The sequence below is a fragment of the Pseudomonas sp. TNT3 genome, from assembly GCF_010095445.2.
GTDB lineage: Bacteria > Pseudomonadota > Gammaproteobacteria > Pseudomonadales > Pseudomonadaceae > Aquipseudomonas.
In genome coordinates this window covers 1-21,887 of record NZ_WFGV02000023.1, presented here as the reverse complement: position 1 = coordinate 21,887, position 21,887 = coordinate 1, and the positions used below count along the sequence as shown (strand labels likewise).

The window sequence follows — 21,887 nt, the reverse complement described above, 5'->3', positions numbered from 1 at the left end:
AATTCCCAAATGACGGATTCGGCGGATAATGCCCTTTCAACATTGCTTCATGGATGAAAGGGCACCCGAAATCTGTAGTGGGAGGCACACCATGAAATGTACAACCCTGATCGTTGCAAGTTTGATGATGTTGGGCTCGACAGCGGCGTTGGCTGAGGGTGGCGCGGAACGAATGCGCTATTACTACGAAAGCCTGCGACTGAGCCAGGAGGCGAATCAGGATCAGCGAACTACGCAAGTGGTACCTGATGATCAAACGGCTCAAGTCACGGAGCACTACAAGCCGTAGCAGGCGAAGCATAAACCTGGAGCCAAGGAGCTTTTGTGGCGAGAGAGCTTGCTCCCGCTGGGTTGCGAAGCAGCCCCCGATTTGGGCCTGCTGCGCAGTCCAGCGGGAGCAAGCTCCCTCGCCACAATAAGCCCCGCTCACCACATCAGGCGCTGCCCGACTTTTACAACGGCTTGGTCCAGAACAGCATCCGACCATGAGCCGGGTCGAACATGCCTGCGGCAAAACCGAACTTGCCATAGGACGCCTGGGCTACAGCGTTACCTTCCAGCACCTCCAGCGTGATCTTGCAGCAGCCGCGTTGGCGCGCAATATCCTCGACCTTCTGCAGCATCTTCTGACTCAGCCCCAACCCGCGAAACTTCTTCACCACGGCGACATCGTGCACGTTGACCAGCGGCCGGCAGGCGAACGTCGAAAAACCTTCAAAACAGTTGACCAGTCCCGCCGGCTCACCACCAACGAAGGCCAGCACGCTGAATGCGTGGGGGCGTTTGGCCAGTTCAGCGGGAACTTGCGCCAGCACATCGGCGGGCAACGAGTAGCCTCCTCCCATCGGGTCCTCGGCATAGTGATTCAGCACCAGGCGGATCGCCTCGGCATGCACCGGATTGTTATAGCTGGCCTGAAGCACAAGAATTTCTGCGGATTCCATTTCCACCCTCGATGACACGTTAAACAACTTGAACAACGGAAACTGACCCTATCAAGGGCGGCGGCGGTGCTGCAACCGGAGAGTGGCCTTTCACTTCAATGGCCCCAGATCAAAGCCTCGGTCCATCCCAGTTCGGCGAAATCATCAGCCCGCAAATGCGCCTCGCCCACGCAGAAAAACTCGTCCAGTTGCGGCGGCTCAACTGAGGTGCCACTGAGCATTCCATGCACCTGCCCACGATGATGAATCTGATGTTCAAACAGGTGCGACAACAGGCGTAATCGGCTTTCATGTTGAGGCGTTTCACGCGCGATAGTCACAATCTTGCCCAACTCGGCGTCGCGCATTTGCTCGCAGTAAGCGATCAGCCGCCGGTCCACCAGCTCTTGCTCGCGTTTAAGGCTTTCGGCTGTCGTACAGGGCTCGTCCTCCTTGAAAAACACACAGCAATCGAGGTGCGGATCATCGCCGCGCAACTCCCGCTCCAGTGCGTCAACGTAAAACCAGTCGCAGGTCAGGATGTGGTTGAGGGTCGCACTGAGGCTGGGGAAAAAACCGACCCGCGGCGCGCTCAGCTCGGCAGGATTCAGCTGCCCCCATGCCTTGGCCAGTCGATGGTTCGCCCAGGCGTTCTGATAAGCCATGGTCAGCAAATGGTGGGACAGTGGTTGAGTCATGCTCACGCCTCCCGGCTGTCAAGCCTCGGCAAAACGTTGCAACTGCATTTCCTGTAGACGACTGAGCGTACGGCGGAACGGAAACTCCAGATAACCCTCGGTGTACAGCGACTCCATGGGCACTTGGGCTTCAAGGTACAGCGGCACCTTGCGGTCGTAGCACTCGTCCACCAGCGCAATGAAACGCCGGACACCGTCGTCATGCACCGACAGTTGCGGTAGTTCGCGGTCGCCCGCCTCCACTCGCTCGACACCGTCTTCAGTGCCGCGCGCGATGCGTCCGGCGCGCTTTTGCGCGCTGAGGTTCGGCACATCACTTAACAGAATAGCCTTGAAGGTGTCGCACAGGACCATGAAATCCATGGCTGCAAAAGGCTGTTCACACAAGTCCGCGTAACGCGCCCAGAGCACGGTCGGGCTGGCCTGAACCACCTCGAGTGACCGGTAACCGACCTGGACTGGCTCGCTCGAGACTGGCTGACCGCTGCTCAACTGTTTGAACACTTCGCCCAAAGCGCCGGGCTGGCCGGGCGTTGCGACCCAGTAGCGCTGCAGGCCCGTGCCCGGGTGCAAGCGATGATCTTGCGCGCCGTCCACGGCAATCACCTGCATGTGCTGCTTGATCGCTTCAATGGCTGGCATGAACCGATCGCGGTTAAAACCGTCCGCGTACAACTGATCCGGCGGCTGGTTGGAGGTGCAGACCACCACCACGCCCTGTTCGAACATCACCTGGAACAGCCTACCGAGAATAATCGCGTCACCGATGTCATTGACGAACAGCTCATCGAAGCACAGCACGCGCACCTCCTCGCTCAGTTCGCGGGCGAGTGCTTTAAGCGGGTCGGCGGTGCCACTCAGCTGAAATGACCGCTGATGCACCCAACCCATGAAATGATGAAAGTGTTGGCGTCGGGCAGGCACCCGCAGGCTTTGATAGAACTGATCCATCAACCAGGTCTTGCCGCGCCCCACCGGGCCCCAGAGGTAAACACCGGTGATCGGCGAGCGGCCTTCATGCAAGGCTTCGTAGCATTTCTGCAGCGCCCAGACGGCATGTTCCTGGGCTTCGTCCTGGACGAAACCTTTCTGTTCTATGGCGTGTTGCCAGGCGCTGAGGGGGGAGTCCGGATTCATGGGCGGCAGTATGCCATGACCACTCCACCAGTTTTTTATCCCGTTGAAAAAGTGTCTTGACGAAATATATTACTGGCATCATATTTAATACATGTTGATTGACATCTATAACGCATTCCCCTGCCTTTTCTTCAGGAGTACTCCCCATGCATTACAAAGTGTTCGGCCGCAAAACCGGTCTTCGGGTGTCGGAATTGGCGCTGGGCGCCGGTAACTTTGGCACGGGTTGGGGGCACGGGGCAGAACGTGACGAAGCCAAACGTATTTTCGATGGTTACCTGGAGGCCGGCGGCAACTTCATCGACACCGCCAACGGGTATCAAGGGGGCCAGTCGGAAGGCATGCTCAGCGAGTTTATTGCGGCGGAACGGGATCACCTGGTCATCGCCACTAAATTCACCCTGGGGACTACACCGTCGGCGGGCATTTCCTACACCGGTAACAACCGCAAGAACATGGTCCGGGCCGTCGAGGAAAGCCTGACCCGCCTGAAAACCGATCACCTTGATCTGTTCTGGGCCCACATGAGCGACGGCGTGACGCCGATGGAAGAAATACTGCGCGGTTTTGACGATCTGGTACGCGCCGGCAAGATTCATTACGCCGGGCTGTCGAACTTTCCGGCGTGGCGCATCGCCCGGGCTGATCTGCTGGCGGAAGTGCGCGGCTTTGCCCCGATCGTCGCCCTCCAGATCGAATACAGCCTGGCGGAACGCACCGCCGAACGCGAGCAACTGCCCATGGCCGAAGCACTGGGCCTGGCCGCCACGTTATGGTCGCCACTGGGTGGCGGTTTCCTGACCGGCAAGTACCGCAGCAACGACGGCGACAATCGCGCCGCCAAACTGGGCATGCTGATCCACGCCGAGAAAAGCGTCCGTGAAACCCATCTGCTCGACACCCTGCTGGCCGTTGCCGAAGAGTTGTCGGCGAGCCCGACGCATGTGGCCATTGCCTGGCTGCGGGAAAAAGCGCGGCAATCGACCACCACGCTGATTCCTATCCTGGGGTCACGCACCCGCGAGCAACTGGATGCGACGCTGGGCGCATTGAAAGTGCAACTGAGCGCCGATCAGATGTCGCGTCTGGAGGCTGTCAGTGATGTGCCCAAAGGGGTTCCCCATGAGACGCTGACGGGATCGTTTTCACGGTTCAGCGGGGACATTCTGGACCTGCCGAAGATTCCGGTGGCCTGATACGGATCAAAATTAGGGAGCAGCGGTGCGAGCAAGCCGAATCGTCGCACCGTCGCCCCCACATTTGGATCTTTACTGTCCTCGCGCTTACTGGTTTACCGATCAACCTTATGCCTGGCCGCATACAAACACAGCATCTCCATCGCCAACGTTGCAGCGGCGAGCGATGTGATTTCCGCACTGTCATAAGCCGGGGCCACCTCCACCACGTCCATCCCCACCAGGTTGATGCCGCGCAAACCACCCAGAATTTCCAGCGCCTGCACCGTGCTCAAGCCACCGCACACCGGCGTTCCCGTGCCCGGCGCAAAGGCCGGATCGAGGCAATCGATGTCGAATGTCAGGTATACCGGATGATCGCCCACCCGGGCGCGGATCGCCTCGACGATGGCTTCACAGCCGCGGCGATGCACTTGTCGGGCATCCAGCACTTCAAAGCCCATGTGATCGTCGTTCGTGGTGCGCAAACCAATCTGCACCGAGCGCGACGGATCGACCAGGCCTTCCTTGGCGGCGTGCCAGAACATGGTGCCGTGGTCGACGCGCTTGCCCTCCTCGTCTGGCCAGGTGTCGCTGTGGGCGTCGAAGTGAATTAACGACAGTGGCCCATGTTTGCGGGCATGGGCCTTGAGCAGCGGATAGGTGATGAAGTGATCGCCCCCAAACGTCAGCATCGCGCTGCCGGACTCGATAATGTGGTTGGCATGCGCCTCGATGCTTTCCGGTACCGAGTGCGGTGAACCGTAATCGAAGTCGCAATCGCCGAAGTCGACCACCGCCAAATGATCGAACGGATCGAAGGTCCACGGCCAGTGACGCTCCCAGGCAATCCCGGCAGAGGCAGCACGAATGCCGCGCGGTCCGAAACGCGCACCGGGACGATTACTGGTGGCGGTGTCGAAAGGCACACCGCTCACGGCAACGTCGACACCGCGCAAGTCGCGGCTGTAGCGACGACGCATGAAACTGGTGATGCCGGCGTAGGTACTTTCTGCAGCAGTGCCATAAAGACTGTCGCGAGTCATGGCCTGATCGTTTTGCACGGGGGCGTCCATTTAAAGCTCCTTATTATTGGCGGCTACGGAAAGTGGTCCACAAGCGGGTGCGCTGACGCATGTCTTTGAGGCTCATGGTCCGGTCGGCGTACAGCCGGTCACGGACATCCGCCGGTGGGTAGATATCAGGGTCGTTGCGCACCGCTTCATCCACCAATGGCGTCGCTGCCTGGTTGGCGGTGGCGAAGAACAGCGTGTTGGTCAGCGCCGCGACGGAGTCCGGGCGCAGCATGAATTCGATAAACAGGCGGGCTGCTTCCGGGTGCGGAGCGTCCTTGGGGATCGCCAGATTGTCCTGCCACACGAGGGTGCCTTCCTTGGGAATCCGGTAGGCGATTTCGTAGGGTTTGTTGGCTTTTCGCGCCTGGTCGGCCGCCATGCTGGCGTCACCGTTGTACGACAGCGCCAGGCAGACGCTGCCGTTGGCCAGATCATTGATCTGCCGTCCGCTGGCCACGTACAGCACCGAAGGCTGCAGTGTGTGCAACAAGGCCTGCGCCGCGTCGAGATCGGACTTGTCGGTGCTGTAGGGATCTTTACCCAGGTAGTGCAACGCCAGGCCAATCACTTCCTGGGGCGAGTCGATGATGGCAATACCACAGTCTTTCAATTTGCTGGCGTACTCCGGTTTGAACAGCAGGTCCAGGCTGTTGAGTGGCACGTTCGGCAAGCGCTGCTGCACCGCTTCGACATTCATCCCAAGTCCCAGCGTGCCCCAGGTGTAGGGAACGCCGTACTGATTGCCAGGGTCGACCGCCGCCAGTTTCTCCAACAGATCCGGATCAAGATTGGCGTAGCCCTTTAGCCCCTCATGAGGAATCACTTTCAACGCTCCTGCCGCGAGTCCGCGCGCCAGAACACTGGACGACGGCACCACCACGTCATAGCCGCTGCCGCCGGTGAGCAGTTTGGTTTCGAGCACTTCCGGCGCGTCGAACGTGTCGTAGCGCACGTGTATGCCGGTTTCTTTTTCGAACCGCTGCAGCGTTTCCGGCGCCACGTAATCCGCCCAGCTGTAAAGATTGACCACTTGTTCCTGCGCCTGCACCGAGGCAGCCATGGCAAGAAAAAGTACCGGTAGACAGCGCTTGAACGTGGGAGCCATGACGAACACCTGACCAGAGGAAGTGACCGCAGGATGCAACGTCGGATACATTGGCGAAATATCAGGTTTGTTAACCTGACATTATCGAGGGGTAATGTTTAATGCTCGGTCAACTGCATGATCTCGACCTGCACCTGCTGCGGCTGTTTGTTCGTGTGGTCGAATGTGGCGGTTTCAGCGCTGCTCAGGGTGATCTGGGCTTGAGCCAGTCGAGCATCAGCCAGCAAATGGCCAAGCTCGAAACCCGCCTCGGCTATCGGTTGTGCAGTCGCGGTAAAGGGGGGTTCAAGGTAACGCCCAAGGGCGAACAACTGCTCAGTGCGACACGCGGGCTCTTTCAATCCATCGAGGCGTTCCGCCATCAATCCAATGGCGTGGCCGGGCGCCTGATCGGTGAAGTCCGCCTGGGAATATCAGAAGCGGTTGCCCCATCCGTACTGCAAAAGGTGGCAGAGGCCATCCGGCGCTTTCGTGAGCGTGACGAATCGGTGCGCATCGAACTGATGACCGCGATGCCGGGCGAAATGGAGCGACTGCTGCTGCAACAGCGGCTGGACCTTGCTATCGGCTATTTCTCAATGGCACAAACCGCGTTTGATTACCGCGAACTGTTCAGCGAAACCCAGCACCTGTACTGCGCACCTGGCCATCCGCTGTTTACCGGTGACGCTGAGGACGCGGTGTTGAAGGCCAGTGATCACGTGGACCACCCCTACCGCTTCCTGCGCAATGATGAACCGTCCCAGGGCCAGCACTGTTCGGCGCGGTCGGAGCAGGTGGAAGGCACCCTCGCCTTCATCCTCTCCGGCAAACACGTGGGTTATCTGCCGAGTCACTATGCCCGCAGCTGGGAGGACAAGGGACTGCTGCGAACGGTGCGTGAGGGTGAAATGAGTTTCGACGTGGCGTTTCAACTGGCCCGCCACCGCGCCCAGGTACCGGGGGATGCGCAACAGGCGTTTGAGGAGGATTTGGTGGCGGCGTTTGGTGAGTGCAGTGGTGCCTGTTGAGGGGGCTGAGGCAACTTAAATACCTGTGGCGAGGGAGCTTGTCGAAACGTCGCACCGTCCCGCTGGGCTGCGAAGCGGCCCCCTGCATTTTTTCAGTAACACATGATTGGCTGGATTTGCGACTGCTGCGCAGTCGAGCGCGAGCAAGCTCGCTCGCCACAATAAACTCATTTAGCTCGGAGAGCGTGCCCAGCTGCAGATCTTCGAAACGCCTGGTTACTGTTTCTGCTGCTTTCTGGCATCCTGCGCCTCCATTTTCTGACCCGGCCCGCCTGTTGGCACGCATACAACCATGACCGCCTCTGAAAAAGCCCCACCTGCACGAAACAACGACCTGATTTACGGCCTCAACGACCGCCCGCATCTCACCGCGACCATTTTCGCCGCGCTGCAGCACGTGCTGGCGAGTTTCGTCGGCATCATCACCCCGACTTTGATCATGGGCAGCGCCTTGGGCCTGCAAAGTGAAGTGCCCTACCTGATCAGCATGGCGCTGTTCGTGTCGGGCCTGGGGACGTTCGTCCAGGCACGGCGTTTCGGGCCGGTGGGCTCAGGGCTTCTGTGCCTGCAAGGCACCAGTTTCTCGTTCATCAGCGTGATTCTCAGTGCCGGTTTCATGGTCAAGGCCCGTGGTGGTGGCACCGACGAAATCCTCTCGACGATCTTTGGCGTGTGCTTTTTCGCCGCCTTCATCGAAGTCGTACTGAGCCAGTTCATCGGCAAGCTGCGCATGCTCATCACCCCGGTTGTGACCGGCACCATCATCACGCTCATGGGCCTGTCGTTGATCAAGGTGGCGATGACGGATATCGCCGGCGGCTTCGGTGCACCGGACCTCGGCGGAGCTCATCACCTGGCACTCGCGGCATTGGTGCTGGGCACGATTGTGGTGTTGAACCGGGTCGATGTGCCGTTCCTGCGCCTGGGCGCGATTGTCATCGGCCTGACCCTCGGCTATGTCGTGGCCTGGGCAATGGGTGACGTGAGTTTCGCCAGCATGCCCGATGTGCCGTTGATGAGCGTACCGGTGCCGTTCAAGTACGGTTTCAACTTCGATTGGGTGGCGTTCGTGCCCGTGGCGGTGATCTTCCTGGTGTCGCCGCTGGAAGCTGCTGGCGACCTGACGGCCAACTCGATGATCTCCCGGCAACCGGTCAAAGGCCCGATCTACATCCGCCGTATCAAGTCCGGCCTCCTCGCCGACGGCCTCAACTCCGCCATGGCGGCCGTGTTCAACAGCATGCCGATGGTCACGTTCGCCCAGAACAATGGGGTGATCCAGCTCACCGGCGTCGCCAGCCGTTATGTGGCATTTTTCATTGCCGGCCTGCTGGTAATTCTGGGCCTGTTCCCGATGATCGGCGCGGTGCTGCAACTGATGCCGAAACCAGTACTGGGCGGCGCGGAACTGGTGATGTTCGGCACCGTCGCGGTGGCCGGAATCAAGATCCTTGCCGAAGCCGGGCTGCATCGGCGCAACATGCTGATCGTGGCGATTTCCCTCGGCATGGGCCTGGGGGTTGCGGCCGTTCCAGAGGTGCTGCGCGAACTGCCGATGGCGCTGCACAACATCTTTGAATCGCCGATCACCGTGGGCGCGTTGTGCGCTATCGTGCTGAATATCTTCCTGCCTGAGGAATTCCTTGAGCTGGAAGAAGATGATTTCGATCCCGAAGCATCGATCCTGCAGGTCATGGAAAACCCGGAGGTCCCCGCCAAAGGTGAACCGGCCCCGCCTGCAGCGGTCGCACAGTTGAACCGCTAAAAAGGCTCGAGGGCTGAGCCGGCGGCGGTTCAGCCCTTTTCTTCATGAGAGCTTGTTTATGCGCAGTGTCCACGCCGTCATCCTTTCCTTGCTGTTGCTCTCCCTGAGCGCCTGCGCCCTGTTCCCCAATCGCGATCCGCTGAACATCAATGTCGTCGGCCTGGAACCCCTGCAAAGCCAGGACATGGAAGTGCGCTTCGCGGTGAAAATACGCGTGCAAAACCCTAACGAGAATCCTGTCGACTACAACGGCGTCGCGCTGGATCTGGAGGTCAATGGCCAGCCACTGGCGTCGGGCGTCAGCGATCAGTCGGGTTCTATCGCTCGGTTTTCGGAAACCGTGCTGACGGTGCCGGTGAGCGTGTCAGCCTTCTCGGTGCTGCGTCAGACCCTGGGCTTGAGTCAAACCCAGTCGCTGAACAATCTGCCCTATGTGTTGCGCGGCAAACTCGCCGGCGGGTTGTTTGGCACGATGCGATTCGTGGACACTGGCAAGCTCAGCCTGCCGGGGACGACATCCGGCACCTGGTAGGCCCGACAAAGGAGCCCCATCCATCATGGAACCGACACCCACGCTCTACACCGAACGCCTGATCCTGCGACCGCTGGAAATGGCTGATGCGCCGGACATCCAGCAACACTTCGCGCACTGGGAGGTTGTTCGTTACCTCAACGCGTTTGTGCCTTGGCCCTATCCGGCAGACGGCGCCCAGACTTATCTGCGTGACATCGCATTGCCGGCGATTGCCGCGGGAAAAGAGTGGCACTGGTCGATTCGCTTGAAAACCGCCCCGGAGCTTCTGATCGGGAACATCAGTTTGATGGACGAGCAGGACAACAACCGCGGCTTCTGGCTCGGGCCCCAATGGCAGGGGCAAGGCTTGATGACTGAAGCCAGCGCCGCTGTGACGGCGTATTGGTTTGAAACGCTGGGTCGCCCGGTGATGCGCGTTCCGAAAGCGGCACCGAACATTGGCTCGCGCAAGCTATCGGAACGGGGTGGAATGCGGTTGATCGACACGGGGACATGCCTGTTTGTCGGCGGGGAATTTCCCAAGGAGATCTGGGAAATCACTCGGGAAGAATGGCTCGAGCGACGTTGAAATTCACTGGCTGGCCGACGCGTTGTTTATGAACCGGTGGAAACCAATGTGGGAGCTATGCGGTAAATCGAACGCCAGGTTTCGCCCGCTCATCCACCGTCAACTCGAACACATCCGGGCGCGCGTAGTGGCCGACCACATCGAAATCGTATCGGGCACGAATCAGGTCATCGGTATCGATCGTCGCGGTGAGCAACCCCGCATCACCCCGCAACGGGCCTGCGAGAATGTCACCCATGGGGCCAACGATGATGCTTCCACCCGAGATCAATGGCCGATCCGCCGGCCAGTTGGCGATGTCCAGTCCCAAGGCTTTTGGCGAATCCTGAACCTGGCAGGCGCTGACAACGAAGCAGCGCCCCTCGTGGGCAATATGACGCATGCTGACCTGCCACATCTCCCGTTCGTCGACCGTCGGTGCACACCAGACTTCCACGCCTTTGGCATACATCGCGGTGCGTAACAGCGGCATCATGTTTTCCCAGCACACCACCGCGCCGATTCGCCCGACCTGGCTGTCGATCACCGGCAAGGTCGAGCCATCGCCCTTGCCCCAGATCAATCGCTCGGTGCCGGTGGGCATCAGTTTGCGGTGCCTGGCGACCAACCCGCCTATGGGGTCGAAATACAGTGCGGTGCAATACAACGTGCTGGCGACTCGCTCAATCACGCCGATCACCAGATTCGCGCCCGTGCGCGCCGACAAGCCCGCCAGTGCCTCCGTTTCGGCGCCGGGCACGTCGATGGCATTGGTGAAGTAGCGGGCAAACGCCTCACGCCCTTCCGGCAGGCGATAACCCAGTTGCGTGCCGAAACCCTCGCCTTTCGGGTAACCGCCCAGCAAGGCTTCGGGCATGACCACCAGCGCCGCGCCGGCTTCGACGATGGCGTTTTCCCAGGCAAGAATCTGCTCCAGGGTGTCGGCTTTGCCACCGGGCAAAGCGCCGATTTGCAATGCAGCAACGATTGACTTGGGCATGTCGGTCTCTCCAAAAGCGCTGGGGTGTTGCTCATTTTCCGGCAGGACAGGATCATGAATAAAGCCCGACTCACTGCTGAATGATATGAACACTATGAATATCACTGCTGTCGATCTCAACCTGCTCAAAGTCTTCGAAGCATTGCATGAAGAATCCAGTGCCAGCCGCGCGGCACTGCGCCTGGGCGTGACGCAATCGGCCGTCAGCGCCGCGTTGCGCCGGCTGCGCGACGTGTATGGCGACCCCTTGTTCGTCCGCACCGGTCGCGGCCTCGCGCCGACGCTCCGGGCCAATCAGCTGAAGCCCGTCATTAGCGATGCGTTGAACAAATGCCGGCAAAGCCTGGCCATGGTCGACCCTGCGGCCCATGAGTACGAGGGTCGTTCCGTTGCCATCGGCTTGTCCGATGATTTTGAAATCGCCTACGGTCGACGCCTGATCTCGGACATTGCCCGGTGTGCACCGAAGCTGCGGCTGATTTTCCGTCAGACTCATAGCCAGATCGTCGCGCAGGCCTTGATGGACCGCAGCATCGATCTGGCCATTACTGCCGGCGGATTTGCCGAGCGACTGCTCAGTCGTCAGGTGTTGGGTGAAGGGGATTATGCGTGCCTGGTCGACCCCGCCAGTCTTGCCGAGGGACAGCACAACCTCAGTCTTGAGGCGTTCGTCGCCCGTGAGCACATTCTGGTGTCGTCGGGCGGCTTTATCGGGATCACGGATGAGGGATTGGCAGCGCTGGGGCTGACTCGCCGGGTGTGCGCATCCACGACGCACTTTGCGGCACTCCCCTTTTTGCTTAAAGGCAGTCAGGCGGTGGCGACCATTCCGACTCACGCCGCGCAGAGCATCGCAGCGCTCAGTGGCCTGGCGCTATTGCCCTGCCCTCTGGCCTTGCCGCGTTACCCGATCGAGCTGGGCTGGCGCACCAGCACGCAGCTCGATCCGGTCGTGTTGAAAGTGCGCGAGGCGATTGTCGCGAGCTTTTCGCGCAGCTCATGATGAAGGTGCACTGTCCATTACGGACTTCCGCGATCCTACAGGGGTTGTGTCAGGCGCACGTTTACTTGGCAGCCATCAGCCGGTTCACTTCACTGCGCACCATGTTCGCGAATTCCGGAGGCGACATGGCGTCGAGTTCGGAACGGACCCACTCGGACCACTTGCCTTTGCGCTTGGCGCGCTCCCCGAACAACCGTGCCGCCTCACCCTTGGCTTTGCCCAGATTGCTTTGCCAAAGGTCGAACAGACGGGATTTTTCATCTTCAAGCGCGGCGCGCTCGGCAAGGGGTTTGTCGGCCAGATTGAAGCTCATGGGATTTACCTGCTGCGTAAAATAGGCGACATCTTACACTGTAGTCAGAAATCTCCTGCGCTGGATTTTCCGAAGGATCACGGGTTAGCGCAAAATCCCTGCAACTTTTTCCATCGCAGCAGACTCCATTGTTCACTGCCCATTAATCAGTAAGGAGTACCTCAATGGCTCGGAAAACCGCCGCACAAAACGCCGCAGACCAAATCAAGGATCAAGCCTTCAGCGAGTTGCAGGCGCTGATCGAGGAGTCCGACAAACTGCTTAAAAGCAGCGCATCACTGGTCGGCGAAGAAGCCGAGACCCTTCGTGGTCAAATTGCCCAGAAGCTTCAGCAGGCGATGGATTCGGTGACAAACGTTCGTGACCGGACAAAGCCCGCCGTTGATGCCACCGAAACCTATATCGGCGGTCATCCATGGCAAACCGTAGCGATCTCTGCCGGTTTCGGTTTGGTGGTCGGGTTGCTGTTGGGCCGTCGTTAATAGCATTCAGCTTGTAGCAACACTCCCCCTGAAGCAGCTGGCGCAGCCTGCGCCAGCTGCTACAGGAGACCGGCGTGGGATCCGGACTCCCGCGCCATACGCTTCAACCCCCCGCCAGTTCCCGCAACTCCTTCAACGTCTGTACATCCAGTTCAATGCCGTTGGCCGCCGATTTCGCCCGCTGATGGTGACGACGATCTCCCGGCAACCGCTTGAGCCCCACACTGTGCATCTGCCGCACCAGTTCCTGGCTGCGTTCGGCAAAACCCTGCCCAGCAGCCTTGCTCGGGTCGATCACAATCAGCAATTGCCCGGTCCAGGGCGTCTTGGCCCCTGGATGGTTCGACCAATCGAATTCGAACGAAAAATTCCCGCCGGTCAGCGCCGCTGCCAACAACTCCACCATCATCGACAACGCTGAACCTTTGTGCCCGCCGAATGGCAGCAACGCCCCGCCCTCCAGTATGGCTTTCGGGTCTTGGGTCGGCTGACCGAGGCTGTCGACTCCCATGCCCGCAGGCAAGCGTTCACCCTTACGCGCGGCGATCTGCACGTCGCCATGGGCGATGGCGCTGGTTGCCAGGTCGAAAACAATCGGATCACCGTCGGCCCGAGGTGCGGCAAAGGCTATCGGGTTAGTACCAAACAAGGGGCGATCCGCACCGTGCGGCACCACACAGGTCATGCTGTTGACCACGCTCAGCGCCACCAGCCCTTCATAGGCGAAAGGCTCCACGTCAGGCCACAACGCGGCGAAATGATGAGAGTTACGAATGGCCAGCACCGCGATACCCGCGCTGCGAGCCTTCTCTACCAACAAGGCTCGCGCAGCCGCAAGCGCCGGTTGGGCGAAACCGTTGTCGGCATCGACCCGGACAAAACCTGACGCCACATCTTCCACCACAGGCACCGCCTGCCCATTGACCCAACCGCTTCGCAGCGTCGATACGTAGCCTGGAATACGAAACACGCCATGGCTGTGGGCGCCGTCCCGTTCGGCACCGGCACAGTTTTGCGCCAGGGTCCGGGCGACGTCCATGGAGGTGCCATGACGGACGAAAATCTGTTCAAGCAACACAACAAGAGAATCGAAATCGAGCGTTTGTTTGCCCGAACTAACGGCCAATTCTGGCGATGCGGTCATCTGAAGCTCCGGTTTTATTGTTAGAAAAGCGCGACACGACGATTAAGCGCTTTCATACGGCCTTGCTGTCAAGTTTTGGGCATGCAAATCGGTGCCAGCAATATCTACCGCACTCAACATCGCCCCCTGCCCTACGTTTTTCCCTCGACCCAATGACCTGCGATGACTCAGCACTCGCAGCACTTCGAGGAGACACAATGACGACATTAGCACTGCCGTATTTTTTCAAGGAGGCAGAACTTGCCTCCACGGCCAAGCAAACGGGCGCTCAAGAAAAAGCCCTGAGCTTCTCCCTTGACGATCTCAAATGGCTTTCCACGGTTTACCTCGCGACCCATACCACGCGCAAAAACCATACCTCGCCGATGCTCGTTCATCGCTTGCTTCTGATGCAAAACGGTGAGAAGGGCACGCCGTTGGCCGGGGCCTTCGCCATGAGTCGGCCAGACGACGGTGAAGTCGTGCTCTATACCCCGTGGCAAGGCTTGATCAAGTTCAAGAAGATGGACGAAGTCAAAGGCAAACTGCTGGAGTGGCTGGGGCAGGAAACCGGCAGGCAGGAGCTGATGCGTTTTCTCTCCATTGAACAACGCAGCGAACTACCCGCCACGATTACGCCTGGTATTACCACGCAAGAAATAGAGGGTTCGGTGTTTCAGGATCAAGAGACTGTCCTCGAACGCAACCAGGCGCAGAACCTGACGACCTTGATGGGCGAACTGCTCAAAATGCCCACCTTGCAGTCGATGCTGGACGAAGCTCTCAAGGCCAGCCACATTTTGCTCAAGTCATTTCCAACCCTGGATCAACGCCTGACCCGTCTACAAACCTACGTTCGTAACCGCTCTGCCGTGGCTGAAAAAGACAAGTTACGGGAAACATCGTCACTGTCCCTCAGCCAGGCACTCTTGCATTACCACCTCAAGGGTTGGCCAGCAGGCGACGTTCGAGTGTTCTCCAACCCCGAACACAGCTTCAGTACCTCTGGCGATAACCAGGCATGGCAGATCGCGGTAGAAGAGATCGCCAGCAGCTTGACGTCGCAACTCGACAACCTGCTTGAAACGTACTGGAACACCACAACGAGCCATGGGCTATCGCGCTTGGCCCTATTTGCCGAGTGTTTGCGCGACACCTTTTACACGCGTCTTCTACTCAAGCGACAACAAGGTGATTTATCGACACAGGAGTATCAGGCACTCACGGGCGCCAGCCATATGAGTGCCGAGTCCACCTTTCTCGCAAAAACTGTACGCGTTACAACACCGGCCAATAGCTACACAGACCTGGCGTCGACCCTGATACTGGGTAGCAGCCGTTCTCGCGGATTCATCTACACGCAGCACAAGGGCATCGAACCCACACAGGACGTGTCCACAGTGACGAATACCTTGTTGGAACGCTTGAAAAGCGAGACGCATGAAGACGCGCTGCTCAATTTAATGTCGTTCGCCGAACGCGGTCGTTTTATCGCAATGGCGCCGGGTGATCGAGACATTGTCGGGCAACCGATCACCGGTTCGGTGTTTGAACAGTTGATGAGCGACATCCTCGGCAAACAACGGGATAACGTGTCCCACGCATTGGGTCTCTACCGTGACAGCGAAGGCACTCTGGACCCGTATGTCTTACTCGATCAGGCGCTGGATGTCCGAGGGTTAATCGATAACGGACTGCTGGCAGTGGACGCTGAAGATCACGCCAGTCAACACATGAATTCACGCTGGTACGCCCAAACAGCGACCGTGAGTGGCGAGTCCGCCAAAGCGCAATTGAAAAAAATCGCCCTTGCCAGGAAAACGCTTGATCAACACCTCGACGCACACCCGGTTATCGCGTCAACCATCCGCACGGTTGCCGAAGCAGAGGCCGCCGTGGCGACGTCAATTGCAACACTCAAATCGAGCTTCACCCAAACGCTGTCGACCGCATTACGCAGTGAACTGGACCTGCGCACCGTCACGCGTAATCTGGGTGCCGCTGAGCAGGCGATCATTAAAGCGGTGCTTGATAAACCGGTGCGCTCACAGCGCGCCAAACTGAACGGCTTTGTGCCCGACGTATTTTCCCTGGCGTTGAACGTCGGCGACGCCACGGTCCCGTTGAAACTGGCCAGTTGTTTTGCACTGACGGAAAAGGGAGGCCTTGATCCGGCAAAGTCGGGCAAAACCGTACTCTGGACGCCGGCGTCCGGATTTGAAGCATTCACTGGTTTGACACCGTTACTGAAAGCGCTCGAAAAACGCCTCGCGGACAAGGTTCTTCGCAACACGCTCCTGGAGAACCTGAGTGCCAGTGAACGCCTGCCTGGTAAAATCTTCAGCTGGGCGCCGATGCAACTGATCGATACGCACTTTCTGGAGCACGTACAACAATCATTTGTACATCTGGACACCACGCGCGTCGCTGACGCACTGGCTTCACCGCTTCCCTCTGCAGCACTCGCCGAGCTTATGGCGCGAGTGGCACTGCGCGCACCGCAGACGGGATTGCAGCGCGTAACGCAAATGGCAGAGGGCTTGAACACACGGCAGAAGCTGCCGGCGTGGCTGGCCAAAGCAAGCATTGCGGATCAAAAGCTGCATTGCGAACTGCTTCAGCAATACCTCAACAATGTCACTGACGACCAGGACTACCTATCCGGTATCAGCTCGCTGCAACACACCGCACGGCAACACCTGCAAAAACAACTCAAGGCGGACGCTTACGACTTCGATCCGGACGATATAGAGATCCGAATCAACGACGCCAAGACGGCCCAGGTCATGAGGCAAACCCTGACCGAGTTCGCATTGATCCACTTCACCGACCTGGACAAAACCCGATTCAAACTGGTGTCGCTGACCTCAACTGCAGTCCCCGCGGGTATGAACGAGCAGTACATAAAAAATCTGATAAAAAACCTGAAACTTGGCGAGCATCAGCAAAAAACAGTGAAGGACGCGTTTGCGCAAACCCAGGCAGATTCGGCGGATCGCCGCAAGCGGTTTTACACGCAAGTGCCTTGGCAGTTGATGCACTACGCACATGAACAAAAACTGCAAGGAAAACTCAGTCAAACCGGATTCGAGCTGATCCAGCAGATCGCCGACCTGCCAGATGCTATCGCCCGTGCAGCAGTCGTGGGCGCCCATGCAATCATCCGCCCACTTGAACTTGTCGGTGTTGAAAACACCCCGGCGATGACCGTGCCGGGTGTCTATCTGATCGGATCTTCAAGTGATAAAGCGGCAACTCAAATACTCATCGCGCCTCACAGCAGCGGGCACGGCATAAAGGAATATCAAAACGAGGCACAGCTGCTGACCGAACTGAAATCGGGCGGTGGGCTGATCGATTGGGTATTGATGAACCTGCCACAGACTGATCGAGCGCTGCTCGAAAAAGAAATAGGCAGCACCGGCAAGCGCCTTGCCGACGTCACCCTGGCTTTCAACCCGATCAAGGGTCATTTGTTTAAACGGCTATTTAACGACACGGCTGATGTGTTGACCCGTTTGCTCGGTTTCCAGGCAGATGACAAAAAGCAAAGTGCGTGGGCAACCATCAAGCACGTGCTGGGCGAAGGCCTGCATGCCGCCTTCAACTTCTTTGCGGGAAAACTGGCCTACCCGCTCACCGTGTGGCGTAGCTATCAGCGCATCAAGCAATCCGCCGAGGATCTGCAATTGCATAGATGGGGACCGGCATTAAGAGAGTTCATCAATGGCATGGCTCAGCTCGCCACGTTACGCGACTCACAGGATGTTCAATCGACACCGTCTTCGGCGCCCGTCGTGGCGGCATCAACACCTTCAACGACGCCGTTCAAGTGGCAAGACATCAATATCACCGCGCCCGAACGCACGCACCTGAGCATCCATGAAAGCATCGACATCGACTTGGTTTCGCTGACGCACGACGTCAAGCTTGGGCTTTATGAGCATCCTTCAACTAAAAAACACTACTGCCCTGCGCAAGGAAAAGTGTATCCCGTCACAAAACATGGCACGCGCTGGAGAATCGGCGGCGATAAAAAACGGGGACCTTATGTAAACCGGAACGTGTCCGGTCAATGGACAGTGGACAGGAAAACAACGCATCCTCGCTTCAGTATCTTCGATCGGTTAAGGACCACGTTTACTGTATGGGACGGGATGAATGTCGACGCTACCGGAATGTCCGAGATCCGGATGCTGTTTCCTGAAAAAGCACGTCAGATAACCGAAGCGCTGGACCTGGCCACGACCTACGCCTGGAACAGTTTTCGTAATCTGCAAATGCTGAAAGATTCTGGCGATACCGTCACCCCGGTGCATCAGCTCATCAAGGATTTCATAGGTGTCACCACCGTTCTGCCCGAGCACGTCGAGCTGCTTGAACAAGCGGTAAGTAATGTATTTGCAACCCTGTTGGAACCCTCACTCACGAAGGAAACCTCCAGCCGATTTGTGGTTGGCAGGGCCGTTTCGGGCGAAACAAATACTTTTGCATTTACTGTCCCGTCTGACATCAAGCGGAAAATTTACCTGGTGAACAGATTCTTCAAGCCGGCGTACGACGTTTACCAGCCCTACCTGAGTAACCCCGATTTCCCGATCAACGCCCATGCCCGGGCGGCGACGCTTGTACATGAGGTCGCGCACATTGCGCTGGACGCGGAGGACATCACTTACCTCGATTCCGGCAGACCTTTTGTCGACCTTATTGACACATCCAGCCCAACGGCCCGCGGGCTGAAGGAAGAATTAAGCAAACTTCAAGAAACCGCGCTCTCGGTCAAGACGCCTTACACTGACCTGTTCACGCTTTACGATCCCGCTACCGGAGACCGCGATGACCTGGGTAACACGTTTGAAGAAGACACGGGTGATGTAAAAAAGCTGGTACTGACCTTGACCAAGACAGTAAACCTGAGCGGCGCCCGTACGCAATTCAAGAAAAATGCACTGATCAGGCTGAAGGTACTGCTTGCCAACGCAGACAGTGTTGCCTGGCTAATCACCCGATTGGGGCGCCAATTGCACGTCAGCACCCCTTGAATCATTAAAATCTTGCGAGTTTGATGGGTAATTGCCATGACGGTTGTTCTCGACGAGTGAGCTCAAAGGTTAGAATGGCGCAAATCAGGATGAGTCAATGACCGACAGCCCCCTCTCCCAAGCCGAATACGACGCCATTACCGATGCTGCTGCGCATTGGTGCATGCGCTTGCACGCCAACGACTGTACGGCGCAAGAGCGTGTCGCATTCGAACAATGGCGTGATGCGCATCCACTTCATGCGTTCGAGTACGAAGCGATGCTGGAGATCTGGGACGTTGCCGGGGATTTGCCTCGTCCGTCGACCATTGCCGCGCCGGTGGTGCACATCAAACCCGCAACACCTTGGCGTACCTTCGGCATCGCTGCCGCCGTGTGCGCGGTGTCGCTGCCATTGGCAGCCGTCAGCGGCTGGAACATGGGGTGGCTGCCGAACGCGTACCAACACATTGAAGCAAGCGATACGGTCCGTCATGTCACCCTTGGCGATGGCAGCCAGGTGGAATTGAACCTGGGCAGCGAGCTGACGTTCAGCAACTACAAGGACCAGCGCCGGGTGACCCTGAAAAAAGGCGAAGCATTCTTCAGGGTCAGCCACGACACCACGCACCCTTTTATAGTGAAAGCGGCGCAAGGCAAGATTCGAGTGACGGGCACCCAATTCAACGTCTGGATGTATGAAGATCAGGTGCGTGTGAACCTGATTGAAGGGTCGGTGCTGGTCAGCAGCAACGATGACCTTCCAGGCGATGGTCTACGTCTCGGGCCGGCCATGCAGGCGAGCTACGGACACGGCGATTACATTCCGCGCATCAGTCAGACCTATGACAATGACAACTCATTGGCCTGGCGCAGCGGCAAGCTGGTGCTGGATGATCTGACGCTGTCCGACGCCCTGCCCTTGATCAACCGCTATCTGGCCAAACCGCTGATTGTGGCTGATCCCAGTACCGGTTCGATCCGCATCGGCGGCATCTACAACATCAAGGAACTCAACGGCCTGGTGGCGTCCTTGCCCAAGGTATTGCCGGTCTACGTGACGCGCAACAAGGACGGTAATCCGGTATTGAACGCCCTCCCGCAGCAAACCCCTAAAAGCTGAAAACTCGCGGCCTCGTTTCACTCGATCCTTTGTAGGAGCTGTCGAGCGAAGCGAGGCTGCGATCTTTTGATCTTACTGGTTTACGACCTTGCCTACCGCCTCATCCCGCTCACTGATCGTGCGCGCCTGATACTGCGCATCGGCTTTGATCTGCTGCTCGGTAAACGGCATCACGCTCAACTGTTTCTTCGAAAACGCCAGCGTCTGGTCCCGTGAATACTTCGAGGCCGGATCACTGGAGAGCGAAAACGCCAACAAGCCTTGGGCACGCGGTCCGCTGTCGTCAAAGGTCACCACTTGCAGGTAACTCGTCCCGCTGACGACCTCCCGTTTTCCGTCGGTTCTGGGCACGCTCTGTATGGCGTTGTAAATACCCAAAGTGCCCGGTCCACCATGGATGGGCGTCTGCTGCCCCCCGCTGCTCACCACCTGAATGCCCCCCCAACGGCTGTCTTTGTTGAGGCCTTGTTTGTCGACGTTTTCAACAGAGGCCAACATCGCCTGCCGAACGGCCTTCACCACTTCAGGCTGCTCAATCGCCAGACCACGGGGTGTGTGCTGCGGGTCTTGCGGATCGAACGCCACTCGCCATACATCAGGCATTTCCTGCAACGCTTCCATCACATTCTGGAAGTGAACAAAACCCAGGCCACTGTTCAGGTTCGCGTTGCCGTCCCAGGCCCTCAGGCTGGCGCACAAAGGTGTGAGCGCCTTTGCGTCTGCGCCCAGATCCGCCGTGCAGAACTGCAACAAGTCCGGCAACACTTGCGTGGCCAGGAATACCTGATCGTCCATCACCATGCGTTGCAGGTCCGTCGCCACAATAGGGCCAGCCTTGTGCAGTGCACCCAGGCGATCAAGCGCAAAGCGTGAGCGCAGCCCCAATGGCTGGCTGTCCTGGCTGATGAGTGGCGAAAAACCCGTCAGCGGTTGCGCCGGGTTAGCCATCCATGCCGAATCGTTGGAATGCTGCACGAAGTCCTTGCGCAGCAGCTGTGGCAACTGGCCGGACGCATAGATACCTTTTTGCGCCGCCTGAGGATCGATGTCCCAGGCACATTCGCTCTTGGACCCGTCAAGCACAATCATCTGCAAGCCGGCGCGTGGATCGCTGCACCTGGCCAGCTTTTCTGCATTCACATTGGGCACGACCGACAGGTTCATGTAGAGCGTCTGGCCCTTGTCGTCCGCCGCCAGGGTGTTGACCCACGGGATGCCCTGGATCTTGTGCACCGACGCTTGCAACGCCTCAAGGCTGTCCGCCCGGTTCATCTCATACCACTGTTGCAATACCCGGTCGTTTTCCAGGTTGGCGTCGCGCAGGCTATAGGCAAACTGGGTGTCCCAGTCGAGCTTGCCGGGCCACTGCACAATCGGGCCGAACTGCGAGCTGTAAACCACATGGGAGATCGGCTGGACCTGACCATCGGCTTGTTTCGCGTTCACCGTCACGGTCTGTTTTGTCATCGGCAATGACTGGCCGTCGAGCAGGTAACGGGTCGGGTCCTTGGGGTCCAGTTGCAGGCGATACAGAGTGAAATGTTTGGATGAATCCACTGTGTGGGTCCAGGCCAGGTGCTGGTTGAAACCGATGTTGATCATCGGCAGACCAGGCAGCGCGGCGCCCATCACGTCGAGCTTGCCGGGAATCGTCAGATGCATCTGATAGAAACGCATCCCGCCCACCCAGGGAAAATGCGGGTTGGCCAGCAACATGCCGCGACCGTTGAAGGAACGTTCGCTGCCGACGGCGACGGCGTTGCTGCCTCGGTCCAGGGCGAAGCGCTGCAGGCGCGAGTCGGCTAGCTGGAATGATCCTGAATCGGCGGTGGCTGCGACGGCCTGGGGTGG

At 58.5% G+C, this 21,887-nt stretch carries 19 protein-coding genes; 10 read left to right on the top strand and 9 right to left on the bottom strand.

Features of this window, described 5'->3' with window-relative positions; genetic code table 11:
* Positions 1-91: 91 nt before the first annotated feature.
* A complete protein-coding gene (locus tag GBC55_RS15210) occupies positions 92-289 on the top strand; it encodes a hypothetical protein (protein WP_162438162.1) in 198 nt (65 codons plus the stop codon).
* 163 nt (positions 290-452) lie between these two features.
* Here the strand turns inward: GBC55_RS15210 and GBC55_RS15205 are convergent, their stop codons facing one another.
* The 3 genes from GBC55_RS15205 to zapE all read right to left on the bottom strand — a co-directional run bounded on the left by GBC55_RS15205 (position 453) and on the right by zapE (position 2,758).
* Positions 453-944 (bottom strand): GNAT family N-acetyltransferase, encoded by a 492-nt coding sequence (locus tag GBC55_RS15205; protein ID WP_162438161.1) that lies wholly within the window; start codon positions 942-944, stop codon positions 453-455.
* Between the two features lie 95 nt (positions 945-1,039).
* Positions 1,040-1,621: a DinB family protein gene (locus tag GBC55_RS15200; protein ID WP_162438160.1), complete on the bottom strand. Its 582-nt coding sequence runs from the start codon at positions 1,619-1,621 to the stop codon at positions 1,040-1,042.
* 18 nt (positions 1,622-1,639) lie between these two features.
* Positions 1,640-2,758, bottom strand: coding sequence for a cell division protein ZapE (zapE, locus tag GBC55_RS15195; RefSeq protein ID WP_162438159.1), 1,119 nt, complete (start codon positions 2,756-2,758; stop codon positions 1,640-1,642).
* A 146-nt stretch (positions 2,759-2,904) separates the two neighbouring features.
* On the opposite strand from zapE, the gene GBC55_RS15190 reads away from it, so the two are divergent.
* Positions 2,905-3,954 carry an aldo/keto reductase gene (locus GBC55_RS15190; protein ID WP_162438158.1) on the top strand — a complete coding sequence of 350 codons (1,050 nt, stop codon included), beginning with the start codon at positions 2,905-2,907 and terminating at the stop codon, positions 3,952-3,954.
* 95 nt (positions 3,955-4,049) lie between these two features.
* Here GBC55_RS15190 and speB read toward each other — a convergent pair whose 3' ends face one another.
* Complete coding sequence (gene speB / locus GBC55_RS15185; protein ID WP_162438157.1) at positions 4,050-5,009, bottom strand: agmatinase; 960 nt, start codon at positions 5,007-5,009, stop codon at positions 4,050-4,052.
* A 13-nt stretch (positions 5,010-5,022) separates the two neighbouring features.
* Complete coding sequence (locus GBC55_RS15180) at positions 5,023-6,114, bottom strand: polyamine ABC transporter substrate-binding protein (protein WP_162438156.1); 1,092 nt, start codon at positions 6,112-6,114, stop codon at positions 5,023-5,025.
* A gap of 101 nt (positions 6,115-6,215) precedes the next feature.
* On the opposite strand from GBC55_RS15180, the gene GBC55_RS15175 reads away from it, so the two are divergent.
* The 4 genes from GBC55_RS15175 to GBC55_RS15160 all read left to right on the top strand — a co-directional run bounded on the left by GBC55_RS15175 (position 6,216) and on the right by GBC55_RS15160 (position 9,992).
* The gene (locus GBC55_RS15175; protein WP_162438155.1) at positions 6,216-7,124 is read left to right on the top strand and encodes a LysR family transcriptional regulator; all 909 of its coding nucleotides are present in this window, start codon (positions 6,216-6,218) and stop codon (positions 7,122-7,124) included.
* A gap of 292 nt (positions 7,125-7,416) precedes the next feature.
* Complete coding sequence (locus GBC55_RS15170; RefSeq protein WP_162438154.1) at positions 7,417-8,889, top strand: nucleobase:cation symporter-2 family protein; 1,473 nt, start codon at positions 7,417-7,419, stop codon at positions 8,887-8,889.
* Between the two features lie 58 nt (positions 8,890-8,947).
* Positions 8,948-9,421 (top strand): LEA type 2 family protein, encoded by a 474-nt coding sequence (locus GBC55_RS15165; protein WP_162438153.1) that lies wholly within the window; start codon positions 8,948-8,950, stop codon positions 9,419-9,421.
* A gap of 25 nt (positions 9,422-9,446) precedes the next feature.
* A complete protein-coding gene (locus tag GBC55_RS15160) occupies positions 9,447-9,992 on the top strand; it encodes a GNAT family N-acetyltransferase (RefSeq protein ID WP_162438152.1) in 546 nt (181 codons plus the stop codon).
* A 55-nt stretch (positions 9,993-10,047) separates the two neighbouring features.
* Here GBC55_RS15160 and GBC55_RS15155 read toward each other — a convergent pair whose 3' ends face one another.
* Complete coding sequence (locus tag GBC55_RS15155; protein WP_162438151.1) at positions 10,048-10,971, bottom strand: carbon-nitrogen hydrolase family protein; 924 nt, start codon at positions 10,969-10,971, stop codon at positions 10,048-10,050.
* Between the two features lie 85 nt (positions 10,972-11,056).
* On the opposite strand from GBC55_RS15155, the gene GBC55_RS15150 reads away from it, so the two are divergent.
* The gene (locus GBC55_RS15150) at positions 11,057-11,974 is read left to right on the top strand and encodes a LysR family transcriptional regulator (RefSeq protein ID WP_162438150.1); all 918 of its coding nucleotides are present in this window, start codon (positions 11,057-11,059) and stop codon (positions 11,972-11,974) included.
* A 61-nt stretch (positions 11,975-12,035) separates the two neighbouring features.
* Here the strand turns inward: GBC55_RS15150 and GBC55_RS15145 are convergent, their stop codons facing one another.
* Positions 12,036-12,287 carry a hypothetical protein gene (locus GBC55_RS15145; RefSeq protein ID WP_162438149.1) on the bottom strand — a complete coding sequence of 84 codons (252 nt, stop codon included), beginning with the start codon at positions 12,285-12,287 and terminating at the stop codon, positions 12,036-12,038.
* Positions 12,288-12,451: 164 nt separating this feature from the next.
* Between GBC55_RS15145 and GBC55_RS15140 the strand changes: the two genes are divergently transcribed.
* Complete coding sequence (locus GBC55_RS15140; RefSeq protein ID WP_162438148.1) at positions 12,452-12,769, top strand: DUF883 family protein; 318 nt, start codon at positions 12,452-12,454, stop codon at positions 12,767-12,769.
* A 103-nt stretch (positions 12,770-12,872) separates the two neighbouring features.
* Here GBC55_RS15140 and GBC55_RS15135 read toward each other — a convergent pair whose 3' ends face one another.
* Positions 12,873-13,913 carry an Ldh family oxidoreductase gene (locus tag GBC55_RS15135; protein ID WP_162438147.1) on the bottom strand — a complete coding sequence of 347 codons (1,041 nt, stop codon included), beginning with the start codon at positions 13,911-13,913 and terminating at the stop codon, positions 12,873-12,875.
* 197 nt (positions 13,914-14,110) lie between these two features.
* On the opposite strand from GBC55_RS15135, the gene GBC55_RS15130 reads away from it, so the two are divergent.
* Together GBC55_RS15130 and GBC55_RS15125 are read left to right on the top strand one after the other, a co-directional pair.
* The gene (locus GBC55_RS15130) at positions 14,111-18,934 is read left to right on the top strand and encodes a DUF6543 domain-containing protein (RefSeq protein ID WP_162438146.1); all 4,824 of its coding nucleotides are present in this window, start codon (positions 14,111-14,113) and stop codon (positions 18,932-18,934) included.
* A gap of 97 nt (positions 18,935-19,031) precedes the next feature.
* On the top strand, positions 19,032-20,036 hold the full coding sequence (locus tag GBC55_RS15125; protein WP_162438145.1) for a FecR family protein: 1,005 nt from the start codon (positions 19,032-19,034) through the stop codon (positions 20,034-20,036).
* A gap of 72 nt (positions 20,037-20,108) precedes the next feature.
* On the opposite strand, the gene GBC55_RS15120 is transcribed toward GBC55_RS15125, so the two are convergent.
* A partial coding sequence (locus GBC55_RS15120) for an acylase (RefSeq protein ID WP_247266923.1) occupies positions 20,109-21,887 on the bottom strand: 1,779 nt, incomplete at its 5' end.